Below are 23,151 nucleotides of genomic sequence, written 5' to 3' on the forward strand. Positions count from 1 at the left end.
CGTCGTGCCCCTCACCCCGTCAGGCCCCACGTCAGGACTGCCGTGACCACCACGCCCGCACCCCGTCCGCCCCGCCGGCCCGTCGTCCTCGTCGCCGAGGAGCTCAGCCCGGCGACGGCAGCCGCGCTCGGCGAGGCCGTGGATGTACGCCGCTTCGACGGCGCCGACCGCGCCGCGCTGCTCGCCGCCCTCCCCGAGGCCGAGGCGGTGCTGGTGCGCTCGGCGACCCGCGTGGACGCCGAGGCGCTCGCCCTCGCCCCGAGGCTGCGCGTCGTCGCCCGCGCCGGCGTCGGGCTCGACAACGTCGACGTGCGCGCCGCCACGCAGGCCGGCGTGATGGTGGTCAACGCGCCCACCTCCAACGTGGTCAGCGCCGCCGAGCTGGCCGTGGCGCTGCTCCTCGCCGCCGCCCGCCACGTCGGTCCCGCCCACGCCGCGCTGGTGCGCGGGGAGTGGGAGCGCGGTCGCTTCACCGGCACCGAGCTCTACGGCAAGACCGTCGGCATCCTCGGCCTCGGTCGCGTCGGCGTGCTCGTGGCGCAGCGGCTGGCCGCGTTCGGGATGCAGGTGCTCGCGCACGACCCCTACGTGCGGGCCGGCAAGGCAGCGCAGATGGGCGTGCGGATGGTGGGCCTGCAGGAGCTGCTGCGCGAGTCCGACGCGCTGAGCGTCCACCTGCCGCGCACCGCGGAGACCGTCGGGATGGTGGGGGCCGCAGAGCTCGCGCTCGCCCGCCCCGGCCTGATCCTGGTAAACGCCGCGCGAGGCGGCATCGTCGACGAGGCGGCCCTCTTCGACGCGCTCAAGACCCGGCGCATCGCCGCGGCCGGGCTCGACGTCTTCGCCGAGGAGCCCGCGACCGGCTCGCCGCTGCTCGGGCTCGACAACGTCGTGGCCACGCCCCACCTGGGCGCGGCCACCCACGAGGCGCAGGAGAAGGCCGGGCTGGCGGCCGCCCGGTCGGTCCGGCTGGCCCTGGCCGGCGAGCTGGTGCCCGACGCCGTCAACGTGCAGGGCGGCTCCATCGCGGAGGTGGTGCGACCCGGCATCCCGCTGGCCGAGAAGCTCGGCCGCATCTTCACCGCCCTGGCCGGCGAGGTCGCCCAGCAGGTCGACGTCGAGGTGCGGGGCGAGATCGTCGACCACGACGTCAAGGTGCTCGAGCTGGCCGCGCTCAAGGGCGTCTTCGCCGACGTGGTGGGCGAGACGGTGTCCTACGTCAACGCGCCGCTGCTGGCCGCCGAGCGCGGCGTCGAGGTGCGGCTGCTGACCGAGTCCGAGAGCCCCGACCACCGCAACCTGATCACCCTGCGCGGCACCCTCGCCGACGGGTCCTCGGTGTCGGTGTCGGGCACGCTGGTCGGCATCACCCAGCGCGAGCGGGTGGTGGAGGTCGCCGGGTTCGACGTCGACCTCGAGCCCAGCGACCACCTCGCCTTCCTGCGGTACGCCGATCGCCCCGGCGTCGTCGGGGTGGTGGGGGGCATCCTCGGCCGGGCCGGCGTCAACATCGCCGGCATGCAGGTCTCCCGCGACCGACGCGGCGGTCACGCCCTGGTGGCGCTGTCGGTCGACTCCTCGGTGCCGGCCGAGGTGCTGGAGGAGATCCGCGTGACGATCCAGGCCGAGACCGCCCGGGCGATCGACCTGTAGCCCGTGGCGGCCCGGTAGTCCGAGACGATCGGCACCGGTCCGGGGCCCGTGGTGGTGCTTTTCGTCTCGGACTACCCCGCCGGTCTACTGCGTCTCGGCCGCAAGCGTGTCGGCGATCTTCTGGGCGTCGGTGCGGGGGGCGGGGAGGGCGCGGAGGGTGGAGCCGCGCGTCGGCAGCGGGTTGTCGAAGGTCTGGCGCATGCCGCGCACGCCGTCCTCGACCACGAACCGTGCCCGGGTGAAGACCGGCTGGTCGGGGATCTTGACCCGGGTGACGCACCGGTAGTCGACCTCGAAGGCCTGCGGCGTGATCCGGGTGTTGACGTAGCCGCGCAGGTTGGTCCAGAACCGCAGGTTGGGGTTGTACGCCGCCCACGGGTGCTGGCCGGTCGGCTCGTCGTACCCGTCGCCGCCCGAGGTGATGGAGGAGCAGACGAACTCCGAGCCCACCACGGGGGAGTCGGCCGCTCGGAAGTCCTGGAGCACCTCGGAGGCCCAGTGGGCGTGGACGTCGCCGGTGAGCACGACCGGGTTGCGGACCCCGGCGGACTGCCACGACCGCACGACGCGGTCGCGCGAGGCGCGGTAGCCGTCCCAGGCGTCCATCGAGACCGTGTTGTCAGGGGTGGCGGTGCTGTCGCGACGACCGAAGAACACCTGCTGGCCGAGGACGTCCCAGCGGGCGCGGGACCGGGCGAAGCCGTCGGCCAGCCACCGCTCCTGCTGGAGGCCGGGCAGCGAGCGCTCCGGGGCGTCGGCGTCGGGGCAGTCGTCGTAGCCGTCGCCGCAGGCCTGGTCGTCGCGGAACTGCCGGGTGTCGAGCATGTGGAAGTTGGCCAGCCGTCCCCACTGCAGCCGGCGGTGGATCGAGATGTCCGGGCCACGCGGGACCGACGTGCGGCGCAGCGGCATGTTCTCGTAGTAGGCCTGGAAGGCCGCGGCCCGCCGGGCCGGGAGCGCCGCGCTCTCCTCGGGCTTCTCGGCGACGTCGTCGGCCCAGTTGTTGTCGACCTCGTGGTCGTCGAAGACCACCAGCCACGGCGCCACGGCGTGGGCGGCCTGGAGGTCGGCGTCGGACTTGTACTGCGCCAGCCGCTGCCGGTAGCCGGCCAGCGTCGTGGTCTCGGGCCCGCGGTGGTCGCGCACGTTGCCGCCGGGGGCGACGTAGGCGTCGGCGGTGTACTCGTACTGGTAGTCGCCCAGGTGCAGCACCAGGTCGGGCTCGTCCTGGGCGAGGCGGCGGTAGGCGGTGAAGAAGCCGTGCTCGTACTGGCTGCAGCTGACGAACGACATCGCCAGGGTGCCGCCGCTCGCGTCGTACGCCGGGGCGGTGCGGGTGCGGCCGACGGGGGAGACCCACTGGCCGACGCGGAAGCGGTAGAAGTACTCGGTGCCCGGTCGCAGCCCCGACGGCTCCACGTGCACCGAGTGCGCGGCGGCCGAGGCGGCCCGCGCGGTGCCGGTGCGCACGCCGCGGCGGAAGCGCCGGTCGCGGGAGAGCTGCCAGCGGACCTGGTAGTCGCGGCGCGGCATGCCGCCGAGGCCGGAGTCGTTGAGCGGGTCCAGCGCGAGGCGGGTCCACAGCACCACCCCACCCGGACTGGGGTCGCCGCTGGCGACGCCGAGGGTGAAGGGGTTGCGGCGCAGCCGGGGCGACGCGGCCGAGGCCCGCGTGTCCAGCAGCGCGGGCCGAGGGCCGGCGAACCCGCCGGCGGTGACGACGGCGCCGGTGACCAGGCCCGTCCTGACGAGGGTCCGGCGCGAGGTGGTGCCGGGGAGATCGGTCCGAGAGGTGTGCATGGCGCCCATCACATCGTCGTCGGGGGACCGCTGTCCGACGTCCGGGTGAACGTCAGGCCACCAGCCCGGGGGTCGCGCGGTGCGGCCGCGGGTAGGGGTCCGCCAGCGTCTCGCGCCACGCCGGCGCCAGCCGCTCGATCGCGGCCGTGAGCACGTGGGCCGGCTGGGTGAACGGGATGCGGACGAACCGGTCGAGCCCTCCCTCGGGGGCGAAGCTGGGGCCCGAGGCGAGCAGCACGCCGTGCCGCTCGGCCCGGGGCACCAGCGCCGTCGAGAGCGCCGTGGGGAGCTCGCACCACAGGTTGAGGCCGCCGGTGGGCCGTGTCGGGCGCCAGTCGGGCAGGTGCGCGGCCAGGGCGAGCAGCGCCGCGTCGCGGGAGGCACGCAGCTGCTCGCGGCGGTGCTCCAGCAGCTCGGCGCCGTCGCGCAGCAGGTCGGCGGCCACCAGCTGCTCCAGCGGCGAGGTGCCGAGGTCGAGGGTGAGGCGCGCCTTGAACACCGCGTCCAGGTGGGCCGCCGGCACCCGGATCCAGCCGATGCGCAGCCCGCCCCAGAACGGCTTGCTGACGCTGCCGACGCTCACCGCGTCCGCGGCGTACGACGCGAACGGCGCCGGCACCTGCTGCCCGTCCAGCGCCAGCGCCGCCATCGACTCGTCGACCACGGCCGTGGTGCGCGTCCGGGCCAGCGCGTGCGCGACCCGCTCGCGGGCCTCGTCGGGCAGCAGCGAGCCGGTCGGGTTGTGGAAGTCCGGGATGAGGTACGCCGCCCGCGGCACCACCTGGCGCAGCGTCGTGGTCATCGCCTCGGTGTCGGTCGCGTCGCGGGGCACGTCCACGCCCACGACGCGGGCGCCGCTCCGGGCGAGCGTGGCGATCGCGTTGGGGTAGGTCGGGCTCTCGGTCACGGCCCGGTCGCCGGCGCCCAGCAGCGCCCGGGCGACGATGGCGACCCCCGCCTGGGCGCCCGGCACGACCATCACCTGGTCGGGGCTGGTGGGCAGCCCGCGGGCGGCGTACGTCTCGGCGACGGCCTCGCGCAGCACCGGCAGGCCGGTCGGGAAGTAGCCCGGCCCGGCGAGGTGGCGGGGCAGCTCGGCCACCGCCCGCTCGTAGGCCGCGAGCAGCCCGGGACCCGGCAGCGGGGCCGCGCAGGTGAGGTCGGTCTTGCCGTCGGGGTGCTCGGTCAGGCGCAGCAGGTGGTCGTCGTGGCCGCGGCGTCCGGCCGGCAGGTGGGCCACGCTGCCGGACCCCTGGCGGGAGACCAGGAAGCCGTGGTCGCGCAGCTCGGCGTAGGCCCGGGCCACGGTGGTGCGGCTGACCTCGAGCGCCTCGGTCAGGTCGCGCTCGCTCGGCAGGCGCACCCCGACGGGCACGCGGCCGTCGGTGATGAGCACCCGCAGGCCCTCGGCCAGGCCGCGGTAGGCGGGGGAGCGGTCGAAGTCGCCGAGCAGGGTGGCCACCCGCGAGGCGGCTAGGTGACGGGACATGCAGGCCAGTGAATCACGATTGGCCATGCCCAACCAGGCCACTTCTCGGCCACGATGGACCCATGACGAGCTGCCCCACCCTCGACGACCCGGCTCCGACCGCCCGGCGCGACCGCCGTCTCGCCGCCCTCGGTCCGGTCGCCCAGCTGCGCGCCGGTCGGCTCCCGCGCCGGCTGGGCCAGCTCGCGGTCGGGCTGACGCTGTACGGCGTCACGCTGGCGATGGTCATCCGGGCGACCCTCGGCAACTCCCCGTGGGACGTGCTCCACCAGGGCCTGGCGCGCTACCTGCCGATGTCCATCGGCACGGCCGTGATCGTGATGAGCCTGCTGGTGCTGCTGCTGTGGATCCCGTTGCGCGAGCAGCCGGGGCTGGGCACGGTGGCCAACTCCTTCGTGGTCGGGCTGGTCGCCGACCGCGCCCTGGCCGTGCTGGTCGCACCCGACGAGCTGTGGCTGCGGGTGCTGCTCCTGGTGGGCGGGGTGGTCCTCAACGGGCTGGCGACCGCGCTCTACATCGGCTCCCAGTTCGGGCCCGGCCCCCGGGACGGGTTGATGACCGGGCTGCACCGTCGTACGGGCCTGCCGGTGGGGGTCGTCCGCACCGGCATCGAGGCCACCGTCGTCGCGCTCGGCTGGCTGCTCGGCGGCGTCGTGGGCCTCGGCACGCTGCTCTACGCGCTCGCCGTCGGCCCGCTGGTGCAGCTGATGCTGCCGTGGTGCGTCGTCGAGCTCAACGACGGGTCGCGAGCAGCACGGCCGCGTCGGGGGCGACCATCACCTCGACCGCGGTGAACCGCTCGTCGGTCAGCCAGGTCTCGCGCAGCACGTCGACGCGGCCGCCGGTGATCGGCGGCCAGAACTCGCACGGCGTGAAGTCGTCGAGCACCACGATGCCGCCGGGCTCGACGAGGTCGGCCACCGCCTCGGCGCTCGCGTCCTCGGGTACCGAGGGGTCGAGGAACAGCAGCGAGTAGGGCCCCTTGTTGCGCAGCGTCGACCAGTCGGCGGCCAGCACCTCGACCTGCGGGTCGTCGGTGAAGATGTCCTGCGCCGCGGTGGCGAGCGTGGGGTCGAGCTCGGCGGAGAGGATGTGCGCGCCGGGCCGCACCCCCGAGCGCAGCCAGGCGGTGCCGACCCCGCAGCCGGTGCCGAACTCCGCCATGATCCCGCTGCGGGTGGCCGCGAGCGCCGCGAGCAGCCGCCCGGTCTCGTTGCGGCAGAAGGACACGTAGCCGGCCCGCCGGGAGACGTCGAAGGCCCGCGACACGATCGGCGGCAGGTCGGGTGGGGCGCTCATGTGACCAGTCTCGCAAATCGTGGCCATCCGCCCCGGTCGCGAGAATCCGTCTCACTGAATGGGACGGATCATCCGAGGGGTGGTCACGGCGTACGAGTGGGCCCAGGCTGTTCGGACCATGCGGAACCAGTGCGTACTTATTCGCTGCCGTGGCGGGGCCTGACTGACGGGCCACCTCGCCGCGGAGTCCGGCGTACGCACACGCCACTGACGGCCTGTCACCCTCTCCGCGAGCGAGGCAGAGACGTCCACCCCTCACCTCTCGCCGGACGGGCCTCCGCCGCGCGATCCGCGGTCGTCTGAGACCGTCCACCTCCCTCGCGTCGATCCACATCCGATCCGCGAACCAGGAGACACCACGATGTACGACCTCTACCCCGAGTGGGGACCCGCCAAGAACAACCCCGAGAGCCCCACCTACCGGGCGCTGCAGACCGCGCTCGACCTGCGGGACGCCGGCGGGCAGCGTCCCGACGACAACTAGCATCGCCCGCATGCCCGATGCCCCCGTGACCCCCGACGCCTCCCGCTCCGTCCAGCTCGCCGTCATCCCCGGCGACGGGATCGGGCCCGAGGTGACCGCCGAGGCCCTGAAGGTGCTCGAGGCCACGCCCACCGGCGTGAAGTTCGAGCCCACCCGCTACGACCTCGGCGCCGAGCGCTACCTCGCCACCGGTGAGGTGCTGCCCGACACGGTGCTCGAGGAGGTGCGCGCACACGACGCGATCCTCCTCGGCGCCGTCGGGGGGAAGCCGGGAGACCCGAACCTCCCGCCCGGCCTCCTCGAGCGCGGCCTGCTGCTGCGGCTGCGCTTCGAGCTCGACCACTACGTCAACCTGCGCCCGTCGCGCATCTTCCCCGGCGCGGCCTCACCCCTGGCCGAGCCGGGCGAGGTCGACTTCGTGGTCGTCCGCGAGGGCACCGAGGGCCCCTACACCGGCAACGGCGGGGCGCTGCGCGTCGGCACCCCGGCCGAGGTCGCCACCGAGGTCTCGGTCAACACCGCCTTCGGCGTCGAGCGCGTCGTGCGCGACGCCTTCGACCGTGCCCGGAAGCGTCGCCGCAAGCTCACGCTGGTCCACAAGACCAACGTGCTCGTCCACGCCGGCGCGGTGTGGTGGCGGCTGGTGCAGGAGGTCGCGCCGGAGTTCCCCGACGTCACGGTCGACTACATGCACGTGGACGCGACGATGATCCACCTCGTCACGAACCCCTCGCGCTTCGACGTCATCGTCACCGACAACCTCTTCGGCGACATCGTCACCGACCTGGCCGCCGCCGTCACCGGCGGCATCGGCCTGGCCGCGAGCGGCAACGTCAACCCCGACCGCACCTCCCCGTCGATGTTCGAGCCGGTCCACGGCTCGGCCCCCGACATCGCCGGCCAGGGCAAGGCCGACCCCGTGGCCGCGATCCTGTCGGGTGCGCTGCTCCTCGAGCACCTCGGCCTCGACGACGCCGCCGCCCGCGTCGAGCGTGCGGTGGTCGACGAGCTGGCCGCCCGCACCCCCGGCGCCCCGGTCGTCACCACCGAGGTCGGCGACTCCGTCGCCGCCCGCGTCGCCGGCTGACCCACTGCGGCGCCTGCGGTCCGGTTTCCCAGGTGATGAACCCAGACCGGGTCCTCACACACGTCGCACCGTGTGCGAGGAGGCGGTTCGGGTTCATCACCTGGGAAACTGCCGCCCCCGACCCGAGAGATAGCGTGCCCCCATGACCCTCGACATCTCCGTCACGACGTCGACCTCCCCGCGCAGCGAGTCCGAGCTGGCCGAGATCCTGGCCAACCCGGGGTTCGGCACCCACTTCACCGACCACATGCTCACGGTCGAGTGGACGCCGGAGCAGGGCTGGCACGACGCGCGGGTCACGGCGTACGGACCGCTGAGCCTCGACCCCGCGACCGCGGTGCTGCACTACGCGCAGGAGACCTTCGAGGGCATGAAGGCCTACCGCCACGACGACGGGTCGGTCTGGACCTTCCGCCCCGGTGAGAACGCCGCGCGGATGGCGCGCTCGAGCCACCGGCTGGCGCTGCCCGTGCTGGAGCCTGCGGACTTCGTGCGCTGCGTGGACGCGCTCGTCGAGGTCGACCAGCGGTGGGTCCCGGAGGGCACGGGGGAGAAGAGCCTCTACCTGCGTCCCTTCATGTTCGCCTCCGAGGCCTTCCTCGGCGTGCGGCCCGCCCAGCACGTGACGTTCATGGTCATCGCCTCGCCCGCGGGCGCCTACTTCAAGGGCGGCGTCAAGCCGCTCACGCTGTGGCTGACCGAGGACTACACCCGCGCCGGCCGCGGCGGCATGGGCGCGGCCAAGACCGGCGGCAACTACGCCAGCTCGCTGGTGGCGCAGCAGGAGGCCACCGCCCACGACTGCGACCAGGTGGTGTTCCTCGACGCCGCCGAGGGCAAGCACGTCGAGGAGCTCGGCGGCATGAACCTCTACTTCGTCCACGCCGACGGCCACGTCGTGACCCCCGAGACCGGCACCATCCTCGAGGGCATCACGCGCTCGGCCATCATCGAGCTGGCCCAGAAGAAGGGCCACCGGGTCGAGGAGCGCAAGTTCGCCATCGACGAGTGGCGCGAGGGCGTCGCCTCCGGCGAGATCACCGAGGTCTTCGCCTGCGGGACCGCCGCCGTGGTCACGCCCGTCGGCACGCTGCGCTGGGACGGCGGCGAGGTCAGCGGCCGGGCCACCGAGGAGGCCGGCCCGCTCACCCTCGAGATCCGCCAGGACCTCGTGGACATCCAGTACGGCCGCGCCGACGACGCCTTCGGCTGGATGCACCGGGTCGTCTGAACGACCCGGGCGGTGACCCCGGGGTGTCCGGGGTCCTGCGGGTGGCTAGGCCGTGGCGGCGTACGCCGCACGCAGCTCGTCGTAGCCGTCCCAGAACTCGTCCCACGGCAGCGCCTCGCCGTCGACGTGGGCGGCGAGGTACTGCAGGTGGCGGTGCCAGCCCGCGGCGTACGACGCCGGGTCGTCGAGGTCCTCGTGGACCACGGTGACGCGCGTGCCCTCGGGCAGCACCTCGAGGTCGAAGCCGACGCTGCTGCGGGCCTCGTCGGGGAAGTCCCAGGTCAGGGCCAGGCGACGGGGCCGCTCCCAGCGGCGCACCGTGTGGCGCGAGCGCTGGCCGCGCGAGTGCTCCAGCGCGAACCCGGGGCCGGGGCCGGGGTTGCCCTCGACGACGCGGCCCAGCCAGGTGGCGAGGCTCATCGGCCGCACCAGCGCGGTCCAGATCCGCTCGGGCTCGGCCAGGACGTCGACGCTCACGCGGGCGGTGCGGTGCCGGGCGGTGCCGGTGGGGGTCCCGACCGGGGCGTCGGCGGGGGTCTCGGTCGTGCCCTCGTCGGTGGTCATGACGTCCGAGCCTACGTGGACCGCCGGCGCGGGTGTCGCGCAGGTCACGACACCCGCGTCGAGGGCCGGTCGGGCCTCGGGCCGCGGGCTACCGTGTGCCGGTGACCAGCAGCGCACGCCGCGACGAGCCGGAGGAGCACGTCGGCCCCTACCGGCTCCTCGCCCAGCTCGGCGAGGGCGGCATGGGCGTGGTCCACCTGGCGATGGCGCCGGACGGCAGCCGGGTCGCGCTCAAGGTGCTGCGCCCCCACGTCATCGGTGACCGCGAGGCCCGCGAGCGGCTCGCGCTCGAGGTCAGCTCGCTGCGCCGGATCCGCAGCCCGCGCATCGCCGAGATCATCGACGCCGACCCCGACGGCCCGATGCCCTACGTCGTGACGCGCTACGTCCCCGGCCTGTCGCTCTACCACCACGTCGACGAGGAGGGCCCGGTCCAGGGTCGCGACCTCCTCCACGCCACCGCCTGCCTGGCCGAGGCGCTGCAGGCGGTCCACGACGTCGGCGTGCTGCACCGCGACGTCAAGCCGACCAACGTGCTGATGGAGGGGCGCTCGCCGGTCCTCATCGACTTCGGGCTGGCGCGGGTCTCCGACGACCCGCGGCTGACCCGCACCGGCTGGCTGCTGGGCACGCCCGGATACCTCGCGCCCGAGGTGCTGTACGGCGACGACGCGACCGCCGCCTCCGACGTCCACGCCCTGGCCGCGACGCTCGTCTTCGCCGCGACCGGCCGCTCGCCCTACGGCGGGGGACCGTGGATGGGCGTGATGGACCGCGTCCGGCGCGGCGAGCACGACCTGACCGGCGTGCCCGAGCCGCTGGCGGGGCTGCTCACCGCGTGCCTGGCCACCGAGCCCGGCGACCGCCCGACGGTGCCCGAGATCCGCGACCGGGTCGGCCTGCTGCAGGCCGGGCTCGAGCCGCGCCCGGGGCGGTCCGCCGGCCGCCGCCCCACCGCCCCGGCGCCGGAGCAGTGGACGATGCCGTTCGCGACCGCCGGTGCTGCCGGTGCCGCCGTCCCCGCCCCGGTCGACGACGGCGGGACGAGGCTCGGACGCGCGGGCGACCCCGCGCCCGCCGCCGCGGCGTACGACGACCCGGCCACCACCGAGATCCCGGCCTACCGCGAGGCCGCTCCCTACCAGCAGCCGCCGGCCGCGCGCCCCGAGGCGGCCACGCAGGTGCTCCACGCCGACCGTCCGATTCCGCCCGGCCACGGCCCGGTCGTGTCGGCCGACCCGACCCGTGCCCGCCCGTTGCCGGCTGGCCCGCCGCCCTGGTTGGCGCCGACGCCGCCGGAGGCCAGCCGGGCCCAGCGGCTGTTGCAGCTGGTCGGGCTGGGGGCGCTCGCGGGGTCGGTGGTGGCCTACGCCCCCTACCTCGGCACCGCCCTGGTCGGGCTGGTCGTGCTGGTGCTGCGCACCGCCTCGGTCACCCGGCAGCGCCACGAGCGCCGCCGCCGGCTGCGCGGTCGCGAGCGCTGGTGGGACGTGCCGGCCTCCGTCGTCGCCTCCCCGGGGTACGCCGCGGTGGCCCTGGTCGGGGCGCTGTCCGGGGTGGTGGTCGCCGCCGTGGTGGCGCTGGCGGCGTTCTCGGTGGGCTACCTCCTCCAGCAGCCGCTCAGCACCTGCCTGGTCCTCGCGGGCGTCGGCTTCGTGCCCACGCTGTGGTGGGGTCCGGGGTCCCAGCGGTTGCGCGAGACCACGCGGGCGCTGGTCACCCGCACCGCGCGCACCGAGTTCGTGGGCTGGTTCGTGGCCGCCATGACCCTGCTCGGCGCCGCGGTGGTGCTCGGGCTGCTGTTCTCGGCCGGGCCCAACTGGGCGCCGGGGGTGGGCGCCCCCTGGCGGTAGGCCGCCGGCTCCTGTTTGCGGACCGGCGCTCCGCTGCCGGTGTCGCATAGCGACCCCGGGGCCGCCCCACCACCGGTTCGAGCGACTCCGCGTGGCCGGTCTAGTGCGCAGAATCCGGGCAGTTCACCTATCCCGGCCAGCACGCCACGATACGGACATGAGCCCTCGTCGTACGTCCGCACCGCGGTCCCTCGCCGCCCTGCTGACCGCCGTCGTGCTCGCCCTGCTGGCAGCGCTGCTGGCCCCGCTCGCCCCCGCGACGGCTGCCCCGGCCGCGGCTGCCGCCGCGTCCCAGGAGGACGCCCGCCTGCTCCACCTCGGCGACGACGCGGTCCGCGCGCGGACCTCCAGCACCTCCCGGGCGGCCATCGCCTGGCGCGGGTCGCGGCTCTACGTCCGCGAGACCCTGCCGGCGCAGTGGGACTGGAGCCTGCGCACCGCGGTGGCCAAGTGGAACGCCTCCGGCTCGCGCATCACCCTCGTCCCCACCACCAACCGCCGGCTCGCGCAGGTGACGGTGTCCTACGGCAGCACCGGCGGCGCGGCCGGGCTGGCCACGGTGGGCCGCACCCGCGGTGCGTTCGTCGAGCTGAGCTCGGCGTACCGGACGGCCGACGCCACCAGCACACACACCCGCGTCGAGGTCATGAACGTCCTCGCCCACGAGCTGGGCCACGTGCTGGGCTTCGAGCACACCACCGCGCCCTGCTCGCTGATGGGTCCTGTGCTCGACGTCGCGGGCTGCGGCGTGGTCGCGACCGAGCACCCCGGCGCCTACGGCTGCCGCACGATCGACGCCCCGCTGGCCTCCCGGCTGGTGCGGCTCTACGGCGGGACCGCCCGGCTCGCCCCGCAGGGGTGGTGCCTCATCGACCCGCTGCCCGGTGCGCTGTCCGACGTCCGCATCGAGGTCGGCACCTCGGGCGGGCTCGACGTGACCTGGCGGCCGCCGACCACGGTGCCCGACGGCGCCGTCGTGGAGGTCCGTGGCTGGGCCGGTGACTGCGCGCACCAGCCGTCGGACGTCATCCGGCACCAGGTCCCGGCGACCCAGGGTCGCTGGTCGCAGCCCGCCGGCGAGACCGGTGGCTGCCTCACCGTCGGGCTGGTCAACCGCTACGGCCTGGCCCGCGCGCTCACGGCCGGGACCGTCTCCGAGGGCGCCGTGGCGATGGCGCCGTTCGTCCCCGCGGCACCCTGACGCGACGTCCCGACGTCCCGAGGCGCCGACCCGGCACGGCGTACGCCGCCTGCCGGACCGGATGCCGGTCGGGCGTTCCCGCCGCCGGTCATCCGTGGCAGACTCGCCGGCATGCAGCACGGCACCCGCATCATCGCCTAGCGCGACGGCCCCGCACCACCTGGCCGCCGCGCCGACCTCTCGTCCTCACGGGGGGTCTTTTTCTTTGCCCCCGCACGCACCCGCACGCCTCTCCCGCACCCGAAGGACCGGACCATGACCGCCACCGGTGACCTGTTCCACGTCTACGACACGACGCTGCGCGACGGCGCCCAGCAGGAGGGACTCACCCTCTCGGTCGCCGACAAGCTCGCGGTCGCGCGCCACATCGACGGGCTCGGGGTCGGCTTCATCGAGGGCGGCTGGCCGGGCGCCAACCCCCGCGACACCGAGTTCTTCCGGCGGGCCCGCGAGGAGCTGCACCTCGAGCACGCCCGGCTGGCGGCCTTCGGGGCGACCCGGCGCGCCGGGCTCGCCGCCGCCGACGACCCGCTCGTGGCGGCGCTGCGCGACTCCGGCGCCGGCGTGGTGACGCTCGTGGCCAAGTCGCACGACCGCCACGTCGAGCTGGCGCTGCGCACGACGCTGGCCGAGAACCTCGCCATGGTGCGCGACACCGTGGCCCACCTGCGGGCGGAGGGCCAGCGGGTCTTCCTCGACGCCGAGCACTTCTTCGACGGCTACCGCGACAACCGCGACTACGCCCTCGAGGTGCTGCGCACCGCCTTCGAGGCCGGGGCCGAGGTCGCCGCGCTGTGCGACACCAACGGCGGGATGCTGCCCGGATGGGTGGGCGACGTGGTCCACGACGTCGTCGAGACGACCGGCGTCCGCGTCGGCATCCACTGCCACAACGACACCGGCTGCGCCGTCGCCAACACCCTGGCCGCGGTCGACGCCGGCGCCACCCACGTGCAGGGCACGCTCAACGGCTACGGCGAGCGCACCGGCAACGCCGACCTCGTCACGGTCGTGGCCAACCTCGAGCTCAAGCTCGACCGGCAGGTGCTCCCCGCGGGCCTGCTCGGCGAGGCCACCCGGGTCGCGCACGCGGTCGCCGAGGTCACCAACGTGCCGCCCGCCTCGCGCCAGCCCTACGTCGGCACCTCGGCCTTCGCCCACAAGGCCGGCCTGCACGCCAGCGCCATCAAGGTCGACCCCGACCTCTACCAGCACATGGACCCCGCGGGCGTCGGCAACGACATGAGGCTGCTGGTCTCCGACATGGCCGGGCGGGCCTCGATCGAGCTGAAGGGTCGCGAGCTCGGCTTCGAGCTCGGCCCCGAGCTGGTGCAGCGGGTCACCGGGCGGGTCAAGGACCTGGAGTCGCGCGGCTGGACCTTCGAGGCCGCCGACGCGTCGTTCGAGCTGCTGCTCCTCGAGGAGGTCGAGGGGGTGCGGCCGTCGTACGTCGAGGTGGAGTCGTGGCGCGTCATCACCGAGACCCGGATCGGCGACGACGCGCTGTCCGAGGCCACCGTGAAGCTGCGCGCCGGAGGGGCGCGGATCGTGGTGACCGGCGAGGGCAACGGCCCGGTCAACGCCCTGGACGCGGCGCTGCGGCAGGCGATCAGCCAGCTCTACCCCGAGATCGTGAAGTTCGAGCTGATCGACTACAAGGTCCGCATCCTCGACCAGGGCCACGGCACCGACGCGATCACCCGCGTGCTGATCGAGACCACCGACGGCCAGCGCTCGTGGGTCACCGTCGGGGTGGGCCCCAACGTCATCGAGGCCTCCTGGCACGCGCTCATCGACGGCCTCACCTTCGGGCTGCGCCGCCACGACGCCTGAGCCGGACGACGCCGTGGGTGGCCCCCGCTAGATTCACGCGCACCACCCCGGGCGAGCGACCCGGTGACGCGAGAGGCCAGGCGATGACGGACGTGAAGCAGCACAAGATCCTGCTCGACGAGGGCGAGATGCCGACGCGTTGGTACAACGTGCTCCACGACCTGCCCACGCCCCCGCCGCCGCCGCTGCACCCCGGCACCGGCCAGCCGATCGGCCCCGAGGACCTCGCGCCGCTGTTCCCGATGGCGCTGATCGAGCAGGAGGTCTCCACCGAGCAGTACCTCGACATCCCCGAGGAGGTGCTCGACGTCTACCGGCTGTGGCGGCCCAGCCCGCTGTTCCGGGCGCACCGCCTCGAGAAGGCGCTGGGGACGCCGGCGCGGATCTACTACAAGTACGAAGGCGTCTCGCCGGCCGGCTCCCACAAGCCCAACACCGCCGTGCCGCAGGCGTTCTACAACAAGCAGGCCGGCATCTCCAAGCTCACGACCGAGACGGGTGCGGGCCAGTGGGGCACGTCGCTGGCGTTCGCGTGCGCGCAGTACGACATGGAGTGCGAGATCTGGCAGGTGCGGGCGTCGTACGACCAGAAGCCCTACCGCCGGATGATGATCGAGACCTTCGGCGGCACGGTCCACCCGAGCCCCTCGGAGCTGACCGAGGCCGGTCGCGCGATCCTGGCCGAGCACCCCGACTCCACCGGTTCGCTCGGCATCGCCATCAGCGAGGCGGTCGAGGTCGCGGCGCAGGACCCGACCGTCAACTACGCGCTCGGCAGCGTGCTCAACCACGTGCTGCTGCACCAGACGATCATCGGCGAGGAGGCGCTGCTGCAGCTGGCCAAGGTGGGGGAGACCCCCGACCTGCTGGTGGGCTGCACCGGCGGCGGGTCCAACTTCGGGGGGTTGATGTTCCCCTTCCTGCGCGAGAAGTGGGCCGGCCGGATGTCGCCCGAGGTGCGGGCCGTCGAGCCGTCGGCGTGCCCGACCCTGACCCAGGGCACCTACGCCTACGACTTCGGCGACACCGCCGGCATGACGCCGCTGATGAAGATGCACACCCTCGGCCACGACTTCGTGCCCGACCCGATCCACTCCGGCGGGCTGCGCTACCACGGCATGAGCCCGCTGATCAGCCACCTCTACGAGACCGGCGAGATCGGCGCGGTGGCCAAGCCGCAGTCGGAGTGCTTCGCCGCCGGGGTGCTCTTCGCCCGCACCGAGGGCATCGTGCCGGCGCCCGAGCCGACCCACGCGCTCGCCGCGGCGATCGAGGAGGCGGTGCGCTGCAAGGAGACCGGCGAGGAGAAGGTCATCCTCACCGCGCTCTGCGGCCACGGCCACCTCGACCTCCCGGCGTACGCCTCCTACCTCGCCGGCACGATCGAGGACACCTCGTGGGAGGACGACGCCCTCCAGGCCGCCGTCGCCGAGGCGCTGACCAAGCTGCCCCAGCTCTCCTGAGGTCGGTCGTGGCCGAGCTGCACGACCTGACCGCCCTGGAGCAGGGAGCCGCGATCCGGGCGGGGGAGACCTCCAGCGCCGAGCTGGTCGAGCACTACCTGCGCCGCATCGAGGGCGAGCCGTACGGCGCCTTCGTCACCGTCACCGCCGACCGGGCGCGCGCGGCCTCGACGGCAGGGGAGGGCCCGCTCGCCGGGGTGCCGACCGCGGTCAAGGACCTCAACCTCACCGCAGGCGTGCCCACGTCGTTCGGGTCCGCGGCGTACGCCGGGTTCGTGCCCGACGTCGACGACGAGGTGGTGCGCCGGATCGGTGCCGCCGGGATGCCGGTGCTCGGCAAGACCGCGACGCCGGAGTTCGGCTCGCCCTGCTACACCGAGCCCGAGGGCCGGCCGCCGGCCGTGACGCCCTGGGACACCACCCGGATGGCCGGGGGGTCGAGCGGCGGCGCGGGTGCCGCCGTCGCGGCCGGGCTGGTGCCGGTGGCGCAGGGCTCCGACGGCGGCGGCTCGATCCGGATCCCGGCCAGCTGCTGCGGGCTGGTCGGGCTCAAGCCCAGCCGCGGCCGGATCAGCGCCGCCCCGACCTACGGCGACCCGGTCGGGCTCTCGACCAACGGCACCCTCGCCCGCACGGTGCGCGACGCGGCCGCGCTGCTCGACGTGCTCGCCGGCCGGGCGGTTGGCGACCCCTCGTGGGCGCCCCCGCCGGCCACGCCGTTCCTCGCCGCGTGCGACCGCGATCCCGGCCGCCTGCGGGTGGCGCGGTTCGTCGAGCCGGTCATCGCCGACGTGTCCGTCGACCCGGACTGCGTCACGGCGTGGGAGCAGCTCGGCGCACGGCTGGAGGCGCTGGGCCACGAGGTCGTCGACGTGCCTTCGCCGATGCCGCACGAGGCCGTCCCCGTCTTCGAGACCTGCTGGTCGGTGCTGACCGCCCAGTCGGTGGTCGGGCTGTCATCGGAGCAACGCTCGGTCATCCGCCCGCTGACCCGGTGGTTGGCGGGCCGCGCCGACGAGGTGTCCGGCGTGGCCTTCGGACTGGCGATCGGCGAGCTGCGGCGGCTCGCTGCCGGGGCGCTGACCCGGCTGGCGGCGTACGACCTCGTGCTGACGCCGACCCTCGCCTCCCCGCCGCTGCCGGTCGGGGCGATCCGCGACGACGCCGACCCGGCGGCCGACTTCGCGGCGCAGAAGCAGTTCACGCCGTGGACCTCGCTGTGGAACCTCACCGGCAGCCCCGCCGTCTCGCTGCCCACCCACCACACCGCCGAGGGGCTCCCCGTCGGCACGATGCTCGCCGCCCGTCCCGGCGAGGAGGCGCTCCTGCTCTCGGTCGCCGCCCAGGTCGAGGCGTCGTACGCCGACGAGGGTCGCGCCTGGCGCGACCGGGTGCCGCCCGGCTGGTGAGGGGGAGTCAGGGGGGTGCCGCCGACCCGGCGTCCCACCGGAGGGCCGACCACCCGGACGTCCGGGTGATCGCAGCTACGCCGCCCGGTGCGTCGCCGCCCGGACGACCGTCGGACCCTCGACGGTCAGGGCGGCGATCGCGGTGGTGATCGGGACGGCGAGGACCAGGCCGATGCCCGAGGCGAGGGTGCGCACGATCTCCTCGGCGATCTCCTCGGTCGAGACCAGCGAGAGGGCGGGCCGCTCGTAGAAGTAGAGGAGCAGCAGCACCGACAGCGCCGCGCCGGAGTAGGCGAACACGACGGTGTAGATGGTCGAGGCGATGTGGTCGCGGCCGATCCGCATGGCGCGCGAGAACAGCTCCGCCCGGCCGAGCTCGGGCGCGGCGCCGCGCAGCTCCCAGACCGAGGACGCCTGGGTGATGGTGACGTCGTTGAGGACGCCGAGGCCCGCGACGATCACCGCGCAGGTGAGCAGGCCCTGGAAGTCGAGGTCGGTGACGAAGGTCGAGAGCAGCGACCCGGTCTCGTCGCTGACGCCGCTGAGCCGGGTCCGGTCGATGGCCAGGACCCCGATGAGGGCGGTGACGGCGACGCCGAGCAGGGTGCCGGCGAGCGCCGCGCTGGTGCGGATCGACAGGCCGTGGGCGAGGTAGAGGACGACGTACATGATCGCCGAGGAGCCGACCACCGCGACGAGCAGTCCGTCGGACCCCTCGAGCAGCGCGGGCAGCATGAACCGCACCAGCACGAAGGCGCCGAAGCCGAGGCCCACCAGCGCCAGGACGCCGCGCAGCCGGGCGACGGCGGCGACCGCGAGCACGAAGGCGAGCGCCAGCCAGCCGACCGGTGCGTTGCGGTCGACGCTGAAGAAGGAGAACGCCTGCTCGGTGCCGCTCGGCTCGGCGCCGCTGTCTGGCAGCTGCATCACCTCGATGCGGTCGCCGGCGCGCAGCCCCGAGCTGCTGACCTCGGGCGGCACCTGGATCGAGATCTGCTCGCCCTCCCGGCTGCCGGAGAGCACGGTCGCGCGGACGGCGCCGCAGCGCTGGCCGTCCTCGCCGCCCTGGGCGCTGGCCTCCGCGCTCTCGCAGGCCGGGGCGACCGCGGTCACGTCGGCCTTGTGGAAGGTCACGCCCGGCGCCGCGAAGGCCGCGCTGGGGTCCTCCACCTGCGGGTCGCCCGACGGCCAGAGCAGCACCAGCCCCAGCACGGTGGCGAGGCCGGCGACGACCAGCGAGGCCAGCAGGGCGACGCGGGCGGCGGGCCGGACGGCCACCTCGGCCAGGTCGGCGGGGTCGTGGACGTGCGAGTGGCTCACCGGGGGCCTTCCGGGCGTGCGGTCATGGCGGGGGTCAGTGGACCACACCGGTGCGGCTGCCGCGCGACGCTGCGGCGGCTGCGGTTCCCGCAAGCGCGACCGCATCGTCGTCGGCCTCCAGCAGCCGTTCGCACCACCCGACGAGCGCCGCCCGCAGCGGGGCGCCGCGCTCGGCGAACCCGCGCTGCGCCGCGGCGTATCGCTGCTTGCCCTCGGCCGTCTCGATCCGGACCGGCTCGAAGCCGTGCCCGGCGAGGTCGTACGGCGAGGCGCGCATGTCGAGCTCGCGGATGTCCCACGCCAGCGCGAAGCAGTCGGCCACCAGCTCGCTGGGCACCAGCGGGCTGAGCCGGAAGGCGTGCTTGTAGAGGTCCATCCCGGCGTGCAGGCACCCCGGCTGCTCGTACGCCGCCCGGTCGTCGCGGCCCGGCGCGAGGGTGTTGAGCGGCCGGGCGGTGTCGGTGAAGAAGCGGAACGCGTCGAAGTGCGAGCAGGTGATCCGGTGGCCCTCGACGACCGCGTCGGTGCCGGCGCCGCCGAGCCGCAGCGGCACGTCGTGACGGGTGCCGTCGTCGGGCAGCCGGTGCACCATCGCCCACTCGTGGAGCCCGAAGCAGCCCAGCGTCGGGGGCCGTCCCTGGGTGGCCACCAGCAGCCGGTGGATCGCCTCCACCACCGGTCGTTGCTTGGCGAGGTGGGCCGGGTCGACGGATAGTCCGAGACGTTCGGCACCGCCGGAGGGGGGTCCGGTGGTGCTTTTCGTCTCGGAGTATCCCTTCGCGCCGGCCAGCTCCGAGGCGTCGAGGAGGACGGTGCCGAACCCCGGGTGCCAGCGGCGCAGGGCGGCGGGGCGCTGGGAGTAGTAGGTGAACAGGAAGTCGTGGACGGGGTGCTTCTCGCCCCGGCGGCGGCGCTCGAGGTGGGGCTGCACCCAGACGTCGACGCGCTCGGCGTGCGCGCGGGCACGCGCCTGCCAGGCGCCGCGGGTGAGGTTCTCCACAGGCGACGACGGTAGTTCCTGCCACCGCGTCGACGCTCGGTAGGCTCACGTGGTGCGTATCGCCAGGTTCACCACCGGGGACGACCCCCGCTTCGGGCTCGTCACCGGAGACGTCGACGACCACGGGATCCCCGACGAGGACTCCCTGATCACCGCGCTGGTGGGTGACCCGCTCTACGTCGGCCTGCAGCCGACCGACGAGCAGGTGCGCCTCGCCGACGCCCGGCTGCTGTCGCCGGTGCTGCCGCGCAGCAAGGTGGTGGGCATCGGTCGCAACTACGCCGCCCACGCCGCCGAGCTGGGCCACGACCTGCCCGAGGAGCCGCTGATGTTCCTCAAGCCCAACACCTCGGTGGTGGGTCCGGGCGACCCGGTGTTCTACCCCCGCCAGACCGAGGAGCTGCACTACGAGGGCGAGCTCGCCGTGGTGATCAGCCGGATCTGCCGCGACGTGCCGAAGGAGAAGTGGGCCGACGTGGTCCACGGCTTCACCATCGGCAACGACGTCACCGCGCGCGACCTGCAGCGCAAGGACGGCCAGTTCACCCGGGCCAAGGGGTTCGACTCCTTCTGCCCGCTCGGCCCGTGGGTCGAGACCGAGCTCGACGTCAGCGACCTGCGGGTGCAGACCTTCCTCAACGGCGACGTCAAGCAGGACGGCCGCACCAGCGACCTCATCTTCGACGTCCCGACCCTGGTCGCCCACGTCACCAGCGTGATGACGCTGCTGCCCGGCGACGTGATCCTCACCGGCACCCCCGAGGGCGTCGGTCCGATGGAGGCCGGTGACGAGGTCGAGGTCGTCGTCCAGGGCATCGGCAGCCTGACCAACAAGGTGGTACGCCGATGAGCACCGACCCCGTCCTGGGCGACCTGGCCCCCGAGCAGGTGCGCGTCCGCTTCCCCCCGAGCCCGACCGGCAACCTCCACGTCGGCAACGTCCGCTCGGCGCTGTTCAACTGGGCCTTCGCCCGCCACCACGGCGGCACCCTGGTGCTCCGCATCGAGGACACCGACCTCGCCCGCAACACCCCCGAGGGCTACGCCTCGGTGATGGACGCCCTGGCCTGGCTCGGCATCGACCACGACGAGGGCCCGGACGTCGGCGGCCCCCACGCCCCCTACCTGCAGTCCGAGCGGTTCGACACCTACCGCGACGTCGTCGCGCGGTTGCGCGAGTCGGGAGCGGCGTACGACTGCTACTGCACCAACGAGGAGGTCGAGGCGCGCCGCAAGGCCTCGGGCTCCAAGGTCCAGGGCTACGACGGCCACTGTCGCGCGCTCACCGACCAGCACCGTGCCGCCCTCGAGGCCGAGGGCCGCAGCCACGTCGTCCGGGTGCGGATGCCCGACCGCCCGATCGTCTTCGACGACCTGGTCCGCGGCGAGGTCACCTTCCTGCCCGAGCACGTGCCCGACTTCGCGATCGTGCGCGCCAACGGCGACCCGCTCTACACGCTGGTCAACCCGGTCGACGACGCGCTCATGGGCATCACCCACGTGCTGCGCGGCGAGGACCTGCTCTCCAGCACCCCGCGCCAGGTCGCGCTCTACGAGGCCCTCGAGGCCATCGGCATCGGCTCCGGCGCCCCGCGCTTCGGCCACCTGCCGATCGTGATGGGGGAGGGCAACAAGCGGCTCTCCAAGCGCGACGCGGGCTCGGGCCTGGCGGAGTACGTCGAGCGCGGCTTCCTGCCCGCCGGCCTGCTCAACTACCTCGCGCTGCTCGGCTGGGGCATCGCCGAGGACCGCGACGTGTTCACCATGGCCGAGATGGCCGAGGCCTTCGACATCCGTCGGGTCAACCCCAACCCGGCCCGCTTCGACCTCAAGAAGCTCGAGGCGATCAACGCCGCCCACATGCGGCTGCTGAGCGTGCAGGAGCTCGAGGAGCGGCTGCTGCCGTTCCTCGTCGAGGCCGACCTCGTGGCCGACCCGCCGACGCCCGAGGAGCAGCTGAAGCTGACCGAGGGCAGCGTGCTGGTGCACGAGCGCGTCGGGACGCTGGGGGAGGGCGCCGACATGCTGGCCTTCCTGTTCCTCGACGAGCCGGTCTACGACGAGGCCGACGTGGCCAAGCTGCTCTCCGGCGACGGCGGCCGCATCGTCGAGGCCTCCCACGAGGCGCTGGCCGCCCTCGACGACTGGACCACCCCGGCCATCGAGGCGGCGCTGCGCGCGGCGCTCATCGACGGGCTCGGCCTCAAGCCCCGCGTCGCCTTCGGCCCGGTGCGCGTGGCCGTGACCGGGCGCCGGGTCTCGCCGCCGTTGTTCGAGTCGCTCGAGCTGCTCGGGCGGGAGGCGTCGCTGGCCCGGCTGGCCGGGGCGCCCCGTCCCGAGGCCCCCGCGTCGTGAGCGCGGGCTACCCGCCCCCGCCCCACGCCGGGCCGCCCGGCTACCCGCCGCCGCAGGGCCCGCCGCAGGGGCCGCCGCCGGGATCCGTGCCGGGACCGCCGCCCGGCTGGGCGCCCCGGCCGAGCCACCCGCACCCGGAGCCGCGCTCCTACCCGCTCATGCTCCGCACCTGGAGCTACGCCTGGTGGCGGCCGGTGGTCGGCATCCTCACCATGGTCGTGGGCGGGCTGATCGTCTTCCCGCTGGTGCTGATCCCCATCCTGTTCATCGGGGTCGCGATCGAGGGCGGGGAGGGCTCCTACGGCGACCGGGTCGAGGCCGCGGCGTCGCTGACCTCGGTCACGCCCAGCTCGATGCTCTACCTCAACCTCGCGCTCGCGTCCCTGACGGTCCTGGCCATGCTCATCGTGCGGGTCGTGCACGGCATGCGGCCGCGCTGGCTGGCCTCGGTGCGGCCGGGCATCCGGTGGCGCTTCCTGTGGGCCTGTGCGGGCCTGTCGGTGGTCGCGCTGGTCGTCTCCACAGCGATCAGCCTGCTGCTGCCCTCGGGCCCGCAGGACACCGTCAGCGGGCAAGCGGCGTTCCCGACGGGGCAGCTGCTCGCCACCACGGTCGTGATCCTGCTGACGACGCCGCTGCAGGCCATCGGGGAGGAGTACGCCTTCCGCGGCTACCTGATGCAGGCCTTCGGCTCCTTGCTCGGCCCGTGGCCCGCCCTGGTCGCCACCTCGGTGCTGTTCGCCTTCGCCCACGGCGCGCAGAACTTCCCGCTGTTCTTCGACCGGTTCGCCTTCGGCATGATCGCCGGCACCACCGTGATCCTGCTGGGTGGCCTCGAGGCCGGCATCGCGCTGCACGTGGTCAACAACCTGGTCGCCTTCGGCTTCGCGATCGCCTTCGACCAGCTCTCCGGCACCCTCACGGTCTCCGAGGCGTCGTGGTGGCAGCTGCCCGTGACCGTCGTGCAGAACGGCCTCTACCTCGTCCTGGTGCTGCTCGTCGCGCGACGGATGGGCCTCGAGCGCACCAGCAGCCCGCCGCAGGTGGAGCGGAGCGGCGTACCTCACACCCTCTGAGGGCGCCCCCGATTGGTGGCGCCGGAGCCGCATG

The 23,151-nt window shown here is 74.3% G+C and carries 19 protein-coding genes; 13 read left to right on the forward strand and 6 right to left on the reverse strand.

Going from position 1 to position 23,151, the window contains the following annotated elements:
• Positions 1-42: 42 nt before the first annotated feature.
• Positions 43-1,653 (forward strand): phosphoglycerate dehydrogenase, encoded by a 1,611-nt coding sequence (gene serA / locus ASG49_RS11745; protein WP_056542095.1) that lies wholly within the window; start codon positions 43-45, stop codon positions 1,651-1,653.
• A gap of 84 nt (positions 1,654-1,737) precedes the next feature.
• Here serA and ASG49_RS11750 read toward each other — a convergent pair whose 3' ends face one another.
• Both ASG49_RS11750 and ASG49_RS11755 read right to left on the reverse strand, forming a co-directional pair.
• A complete protein-coding gene (locus ASG49_RS11750; RefSeq protein WP_056542414.1) occupies positions 1,738-3,453 on the reverse strand; it encodes an alkaline phosphatase in 1,716 nt (571 codons plus the stop codon).
• Positions 3,454-3,505: 52 nt separating this feature from the next.
• Complete coding sequence (locus tag ASG49_RS11755) at positions 3,506-4,942, reverse strand: PLP-dependent aminotransferase family protein (RefSeq protein WP_056542097.1); 1,437 nt, start codon at positions 4,940-4,942, stop codon at positions 3,506-3,508.
• A 62-nt stretch (positions 4,943-5,004) separates the two neighbouring features.
• On the opposite strand from ASG49_RS11755, the gene ASG49_RS11760 reads away from it, so the two are divergent.
• Positions 5,005-5,736, forward strand: coding sequence for a YitT family protein (locus ASG49_RS11760; protein WP_056542099.1), 732 nt, complete (start codon positions 5,005-5,007; stop codon positions 5,734-5,736).
• Here ASG49_RS11760 and ASG49_RS11765 read toward each other — a convergent pair.
• On the reverse strand, positions 5,675-6,241 hold the full coding sequence (locus tag ASG49_RS11765; protein ID WP_056542101.1) for an O-methyltransferase: 567 nt from the start codon (positions 6,239-6,241) through the stop codon (positions 5,675-5,677). The two genes, ASG49_RS11760 and ASG49_RS11765, sit on opposite strands and share 62 nt — an antisense overlap.
• A 361-nt stretch (positions 6,242-6,602) precedes the next feature.
• Between ASG49_RS11765 and ASG49_RS19475 the strand changes: the two genes are divergently transcribed.
• The 3 genes from ASG49_RS19475 to ASG49_RS11775 all read left to right on the forward strand — a co-directional run bounded on the left by ASG49_RS19475 (position 6,603) and on the right by ASG49_RS11775 (position 9,043).
• Positions 6,603-6,725, forward strand: coding sequence for a hypothetical protein (locus tag ASG49_RS19475; RefSeq protein WP_255355130.1), 123 nt, complete (start codon positions 6,603-6,605; stop codon positions 6,723-6,725).
• A 10-nt stretch (positions 6,726-6,735) separates the two neighbouring features.
• A complete protein-coding gene (locus ASG49_RS11770; protein ID WP_056542103.1) occupies positions 6,736-7,812 on the forward strand; it encodes a 3-isopropylmalate dehydrogenase in 1,077 nt (358 codons plus the stop codon).
• A 142-nt stretch (positions 7,813-7,954) separates the two neighbouring features.
• On the forward strand, positions 7,955-9,043 hold the full coding sequence (locus ASG49_RS11775; RefSeq protein ID WP_056542105.1) for a branched-chain amino acid aminotransferase: 1,089 nt from the start codon (positions 7,955-7,957) through the stop codon (positions 9,041-9,043).
• A gap of 45 nt (positions 9,044-9,088) precedes the next feature.
• Here ASG49_RS11775 and ASG49_RS11780 read toward each other — a convergent pair whose 3' ends face one another.
• Positions 9,089-9,607 carry an SRPBCC domain-containing protein gene (locus ASG49_RS11780; RefSeq protein ID WP_056542107.1) on the reverse strand — a complete coding sequence of 173 codons (519 nt, stop codon included), beginning with the start codon at positions 9,605-9,607 and terminating at the stop codon, positions 9,089-9,091.
• 101 nt (positions 9,608-9,708) lie between these two features.
• On the opposite strand from ASG49_RS11780, the gene ASG49_RS11785 reads away from it, so the two are divergent.
• The 5 genes from ASG49_RS11785 (at position 9,709) to ASG49_RS11805 (ending at position 17,366) form a co-directional block, all read left to right on the forward strand.
• The gene (locus ASG49_RS11785) at positions 9,709-11,460 is read left to right on the forward strand and encodes a serine/threonine-protein kinase (RefSeq protein ID WP_156384315.1); all 1,752 of its coding nucleotides are present in this window, start codon (positions 9,709-9,711) and stop codon (positions 11,458-11,460) included.
• A 157-nt stretch (positions 11,461-11,617) separates the two neighbouring features.
• Entirely contained in the window at positions 11,618-12,661 is a 1,044-nt protein-coding gene (locus tag ASG49_RS11790; RefSeq protein ID WP_056542111.1) for a M57 family metalloprotease, read from the forward strand.
• A 255-nt stretch (positions 12,662-12,916) separates the two neighbouring features.
• On the forward strand, positions 12,917-14,494 hold the full coding sequence (gene cimA / locus ASG49_RS11795) for a citramalate synthase (protein ID WP_056542113.1): 1,578 nt from the start codon (positions 12,917-12,919) through the stop codon (positions 14,492-14,494).
• An 83-nt stretch (positions 14,495-14,577) separates the two neighbouring features.
• Entirely contained in the window at positions 14,578-15,957 is a 1,380-nt protein-coding gene (locus ASG49_RS11800; protein ID WP_056542115.1) for a TrpB-like pyridoxal phosphate-dependent enzyme, read from the forward strand.
• 8 nt (positions 15,958-15,965) lie between these two features.
• Positions 15,966-17,366 carry an amidase gene (locus ASG49_RS11805; RefSeq protein WP_056542117.1) on the forward strand — a complete coding sequence of 467 codons (1,401 nt, stop codon included), beginning with the start codon at positions 15,966-15,968 and terminating at the stop codon, positions 17,364-17,366.
• Between the two features lie 75 nt (positions 17,367-17,441).
• Here ASG49_RS11805 and ASG49_RS11810 read toward each other — a convergent pair whose 3' ends face one another.
• Entirely contained in the window at positions 17,442-18,686 is a 1,245-nt protein-coding gene (locus ASG49_RS11810) for a YibE/F family protein (RefSeq protein WP_235562040.1), read from the reverse strand.
• Positions 18,687-18,720: 34 nt separating this feature from the next.
• On the reverse strand, positions 18,721-19,686 hold the full coding sequence (locus ASG49_RS11815; protein ID WP_235562041.1) for a 3-methyladenine DNA glycosylase: 966 nt from the start codon (positions 19,684-19,686) through the stop codon (positions 18,721-18,723).
• 52 nt (positions 19,687-19,738) lie between these two features.
• On the opposite strand from ASG49_RS11815, the gene ASG49_RS11820 reads away from it, so the two are divergent.
• Genes ASG49_RS11820 through ASG49_RS11830 form a run of 3 tightly spaced genes read left to right on the forward strand, consistent with a single transcriptional unit; the run spans position 19,739 to position 23,117 of the window.
• On the forward strand, positions 19,739-20,536 hold the full coding sequence (locus tag ASG49_RS11820; RefSeq protein WP_056542421.1) for a fumarylacetoacetate hydrolase family protein: 798 nt from the start codon (positions 19,739-19,741) through the stop codon (positions 20,534-20,536).
• A complete protein-coding gene (gene gltX / locus ASG49_RS11825) occupies positions 20,533-22,041 on the forward strand; it encodes a glutamate--tRNA ligase (RefSeq protein ID WP_056542119.1) in 1,509 nt (502 codons plus the stop codon). The genes ASG49_RS11820 and gltX overlap by 4 nt, the downstream gene beginning before the upstream one ends.
• The gene (locus ASG49_RS11830) at positions 22,038-23,117 is read left to right on the forward strand and encodes a CPBP family intramembrane glutamic endopeptidase (protein WP_235562042.1); all 1,080 of its coding nucleotides are present in this window, start codon (positions 22,038-22,040) and stop codon (positions 23,115-23,117) included. Before gltX ends, ASG49_RS11830 begins: the two co-directional genes overlap by 4 nt.
• Positions 23,118-23,151: the final 34 nt, after the last annotated feature.

It is taken from the genome of Marmoricola sp. Leaf446, from assembly GCF_001424755.1.
In the GTDB taxonomy this organism is placed as follows: Bacteria; Actinomycetota; Actinomycetes; order Propionibacteriales; family Nocardioidaceae; genus Marmoricola.

Bases quoted from the DNA above. Each gene is read 5' to 3' on its own strand.
- ASG49_RS11750 (WP_056542414.1), bottom strand. From the start codon at position 3,453: ATGCACACCTCTCGGACCGATCTCCCCGGCACCACCTCGCGCCGGACC.
- ASG49_RS11755 (WP_056542097.1), bottom strand. From the start codon at position 4,942: ATGTCCCGTCACCTAGCCGCCTCGCGGGTGGCCACCCTGCTCGGCGAC.
- ASG49_RS11760 (WP_056542099.1), top strand. From the start codon at position 5,005: ATGACGAGCTGCCCCACCCTCGACGACCCGGCTCCGACCGCCCGGCGC.
- ASG49_RS11765 (WP_056542101.1), bottom strand. From the start codon at position 6,241: ATGAGCGCCCCACCCGACCTGCCGCCGATCGTGTCGCGGGCCTTCGAC.
- ASG49_RS19475 (WP_255355130.1), top strand. From the start codon at position 6,603: ATGTACGACCTCTACCCCGAGTGGGGACCCGCCAAGAACAACCCCGAG.
- ASG49_RS11770 (WP_056542103.1), top strand. From the start codon at position 6,736: ATGCCCGATGCCCCCGTGACCCCCGACGCCTCCCGCTCCGTCCAGCTC.
- ASG49_RS11775 (WP_056542105.1), top strand. From the start codon at position 7,955: ATGACCCTCGACATCTCCGTCACGACGTCGACCTCCCCGCGCAGCGAG.
- ASG49_RS11780 (WP_056542107.1), bottom strand. From the start codon at position 9,607: ATGACCACCGACGAGGGCACGACCGAGACCCCCGCCGACGCCCCGGTC.
- ASG49_RS11790 (WP_056542111.1), top strand. From the start codon at position 11,618: ATGAGCCCTCGTCGTACGTCCGCACCGCGGTCCCTCGCCGCCCTGCTG.
- cimA (WP_056542113.1), top strand. From the start codon at position 12,917: ATGACCGCCACCGGTGACCTGTTCCACGTCTACGACACGACGCTGCGC.
- ASG49_RS11800 (WP_056542115.1), top strand. From the start codon at position 14,578: ATGACGGACGTGAAGCAGCACAAGATCCTGCTCGACGAGGGCGAGATG.
- gltX (WP_056542119.1), top strand. From the start codon at position 20,533: ATGAGCACCGACCCCGTCCTGGGCGACCTGGCCCCCGAGCAGGTGCGC.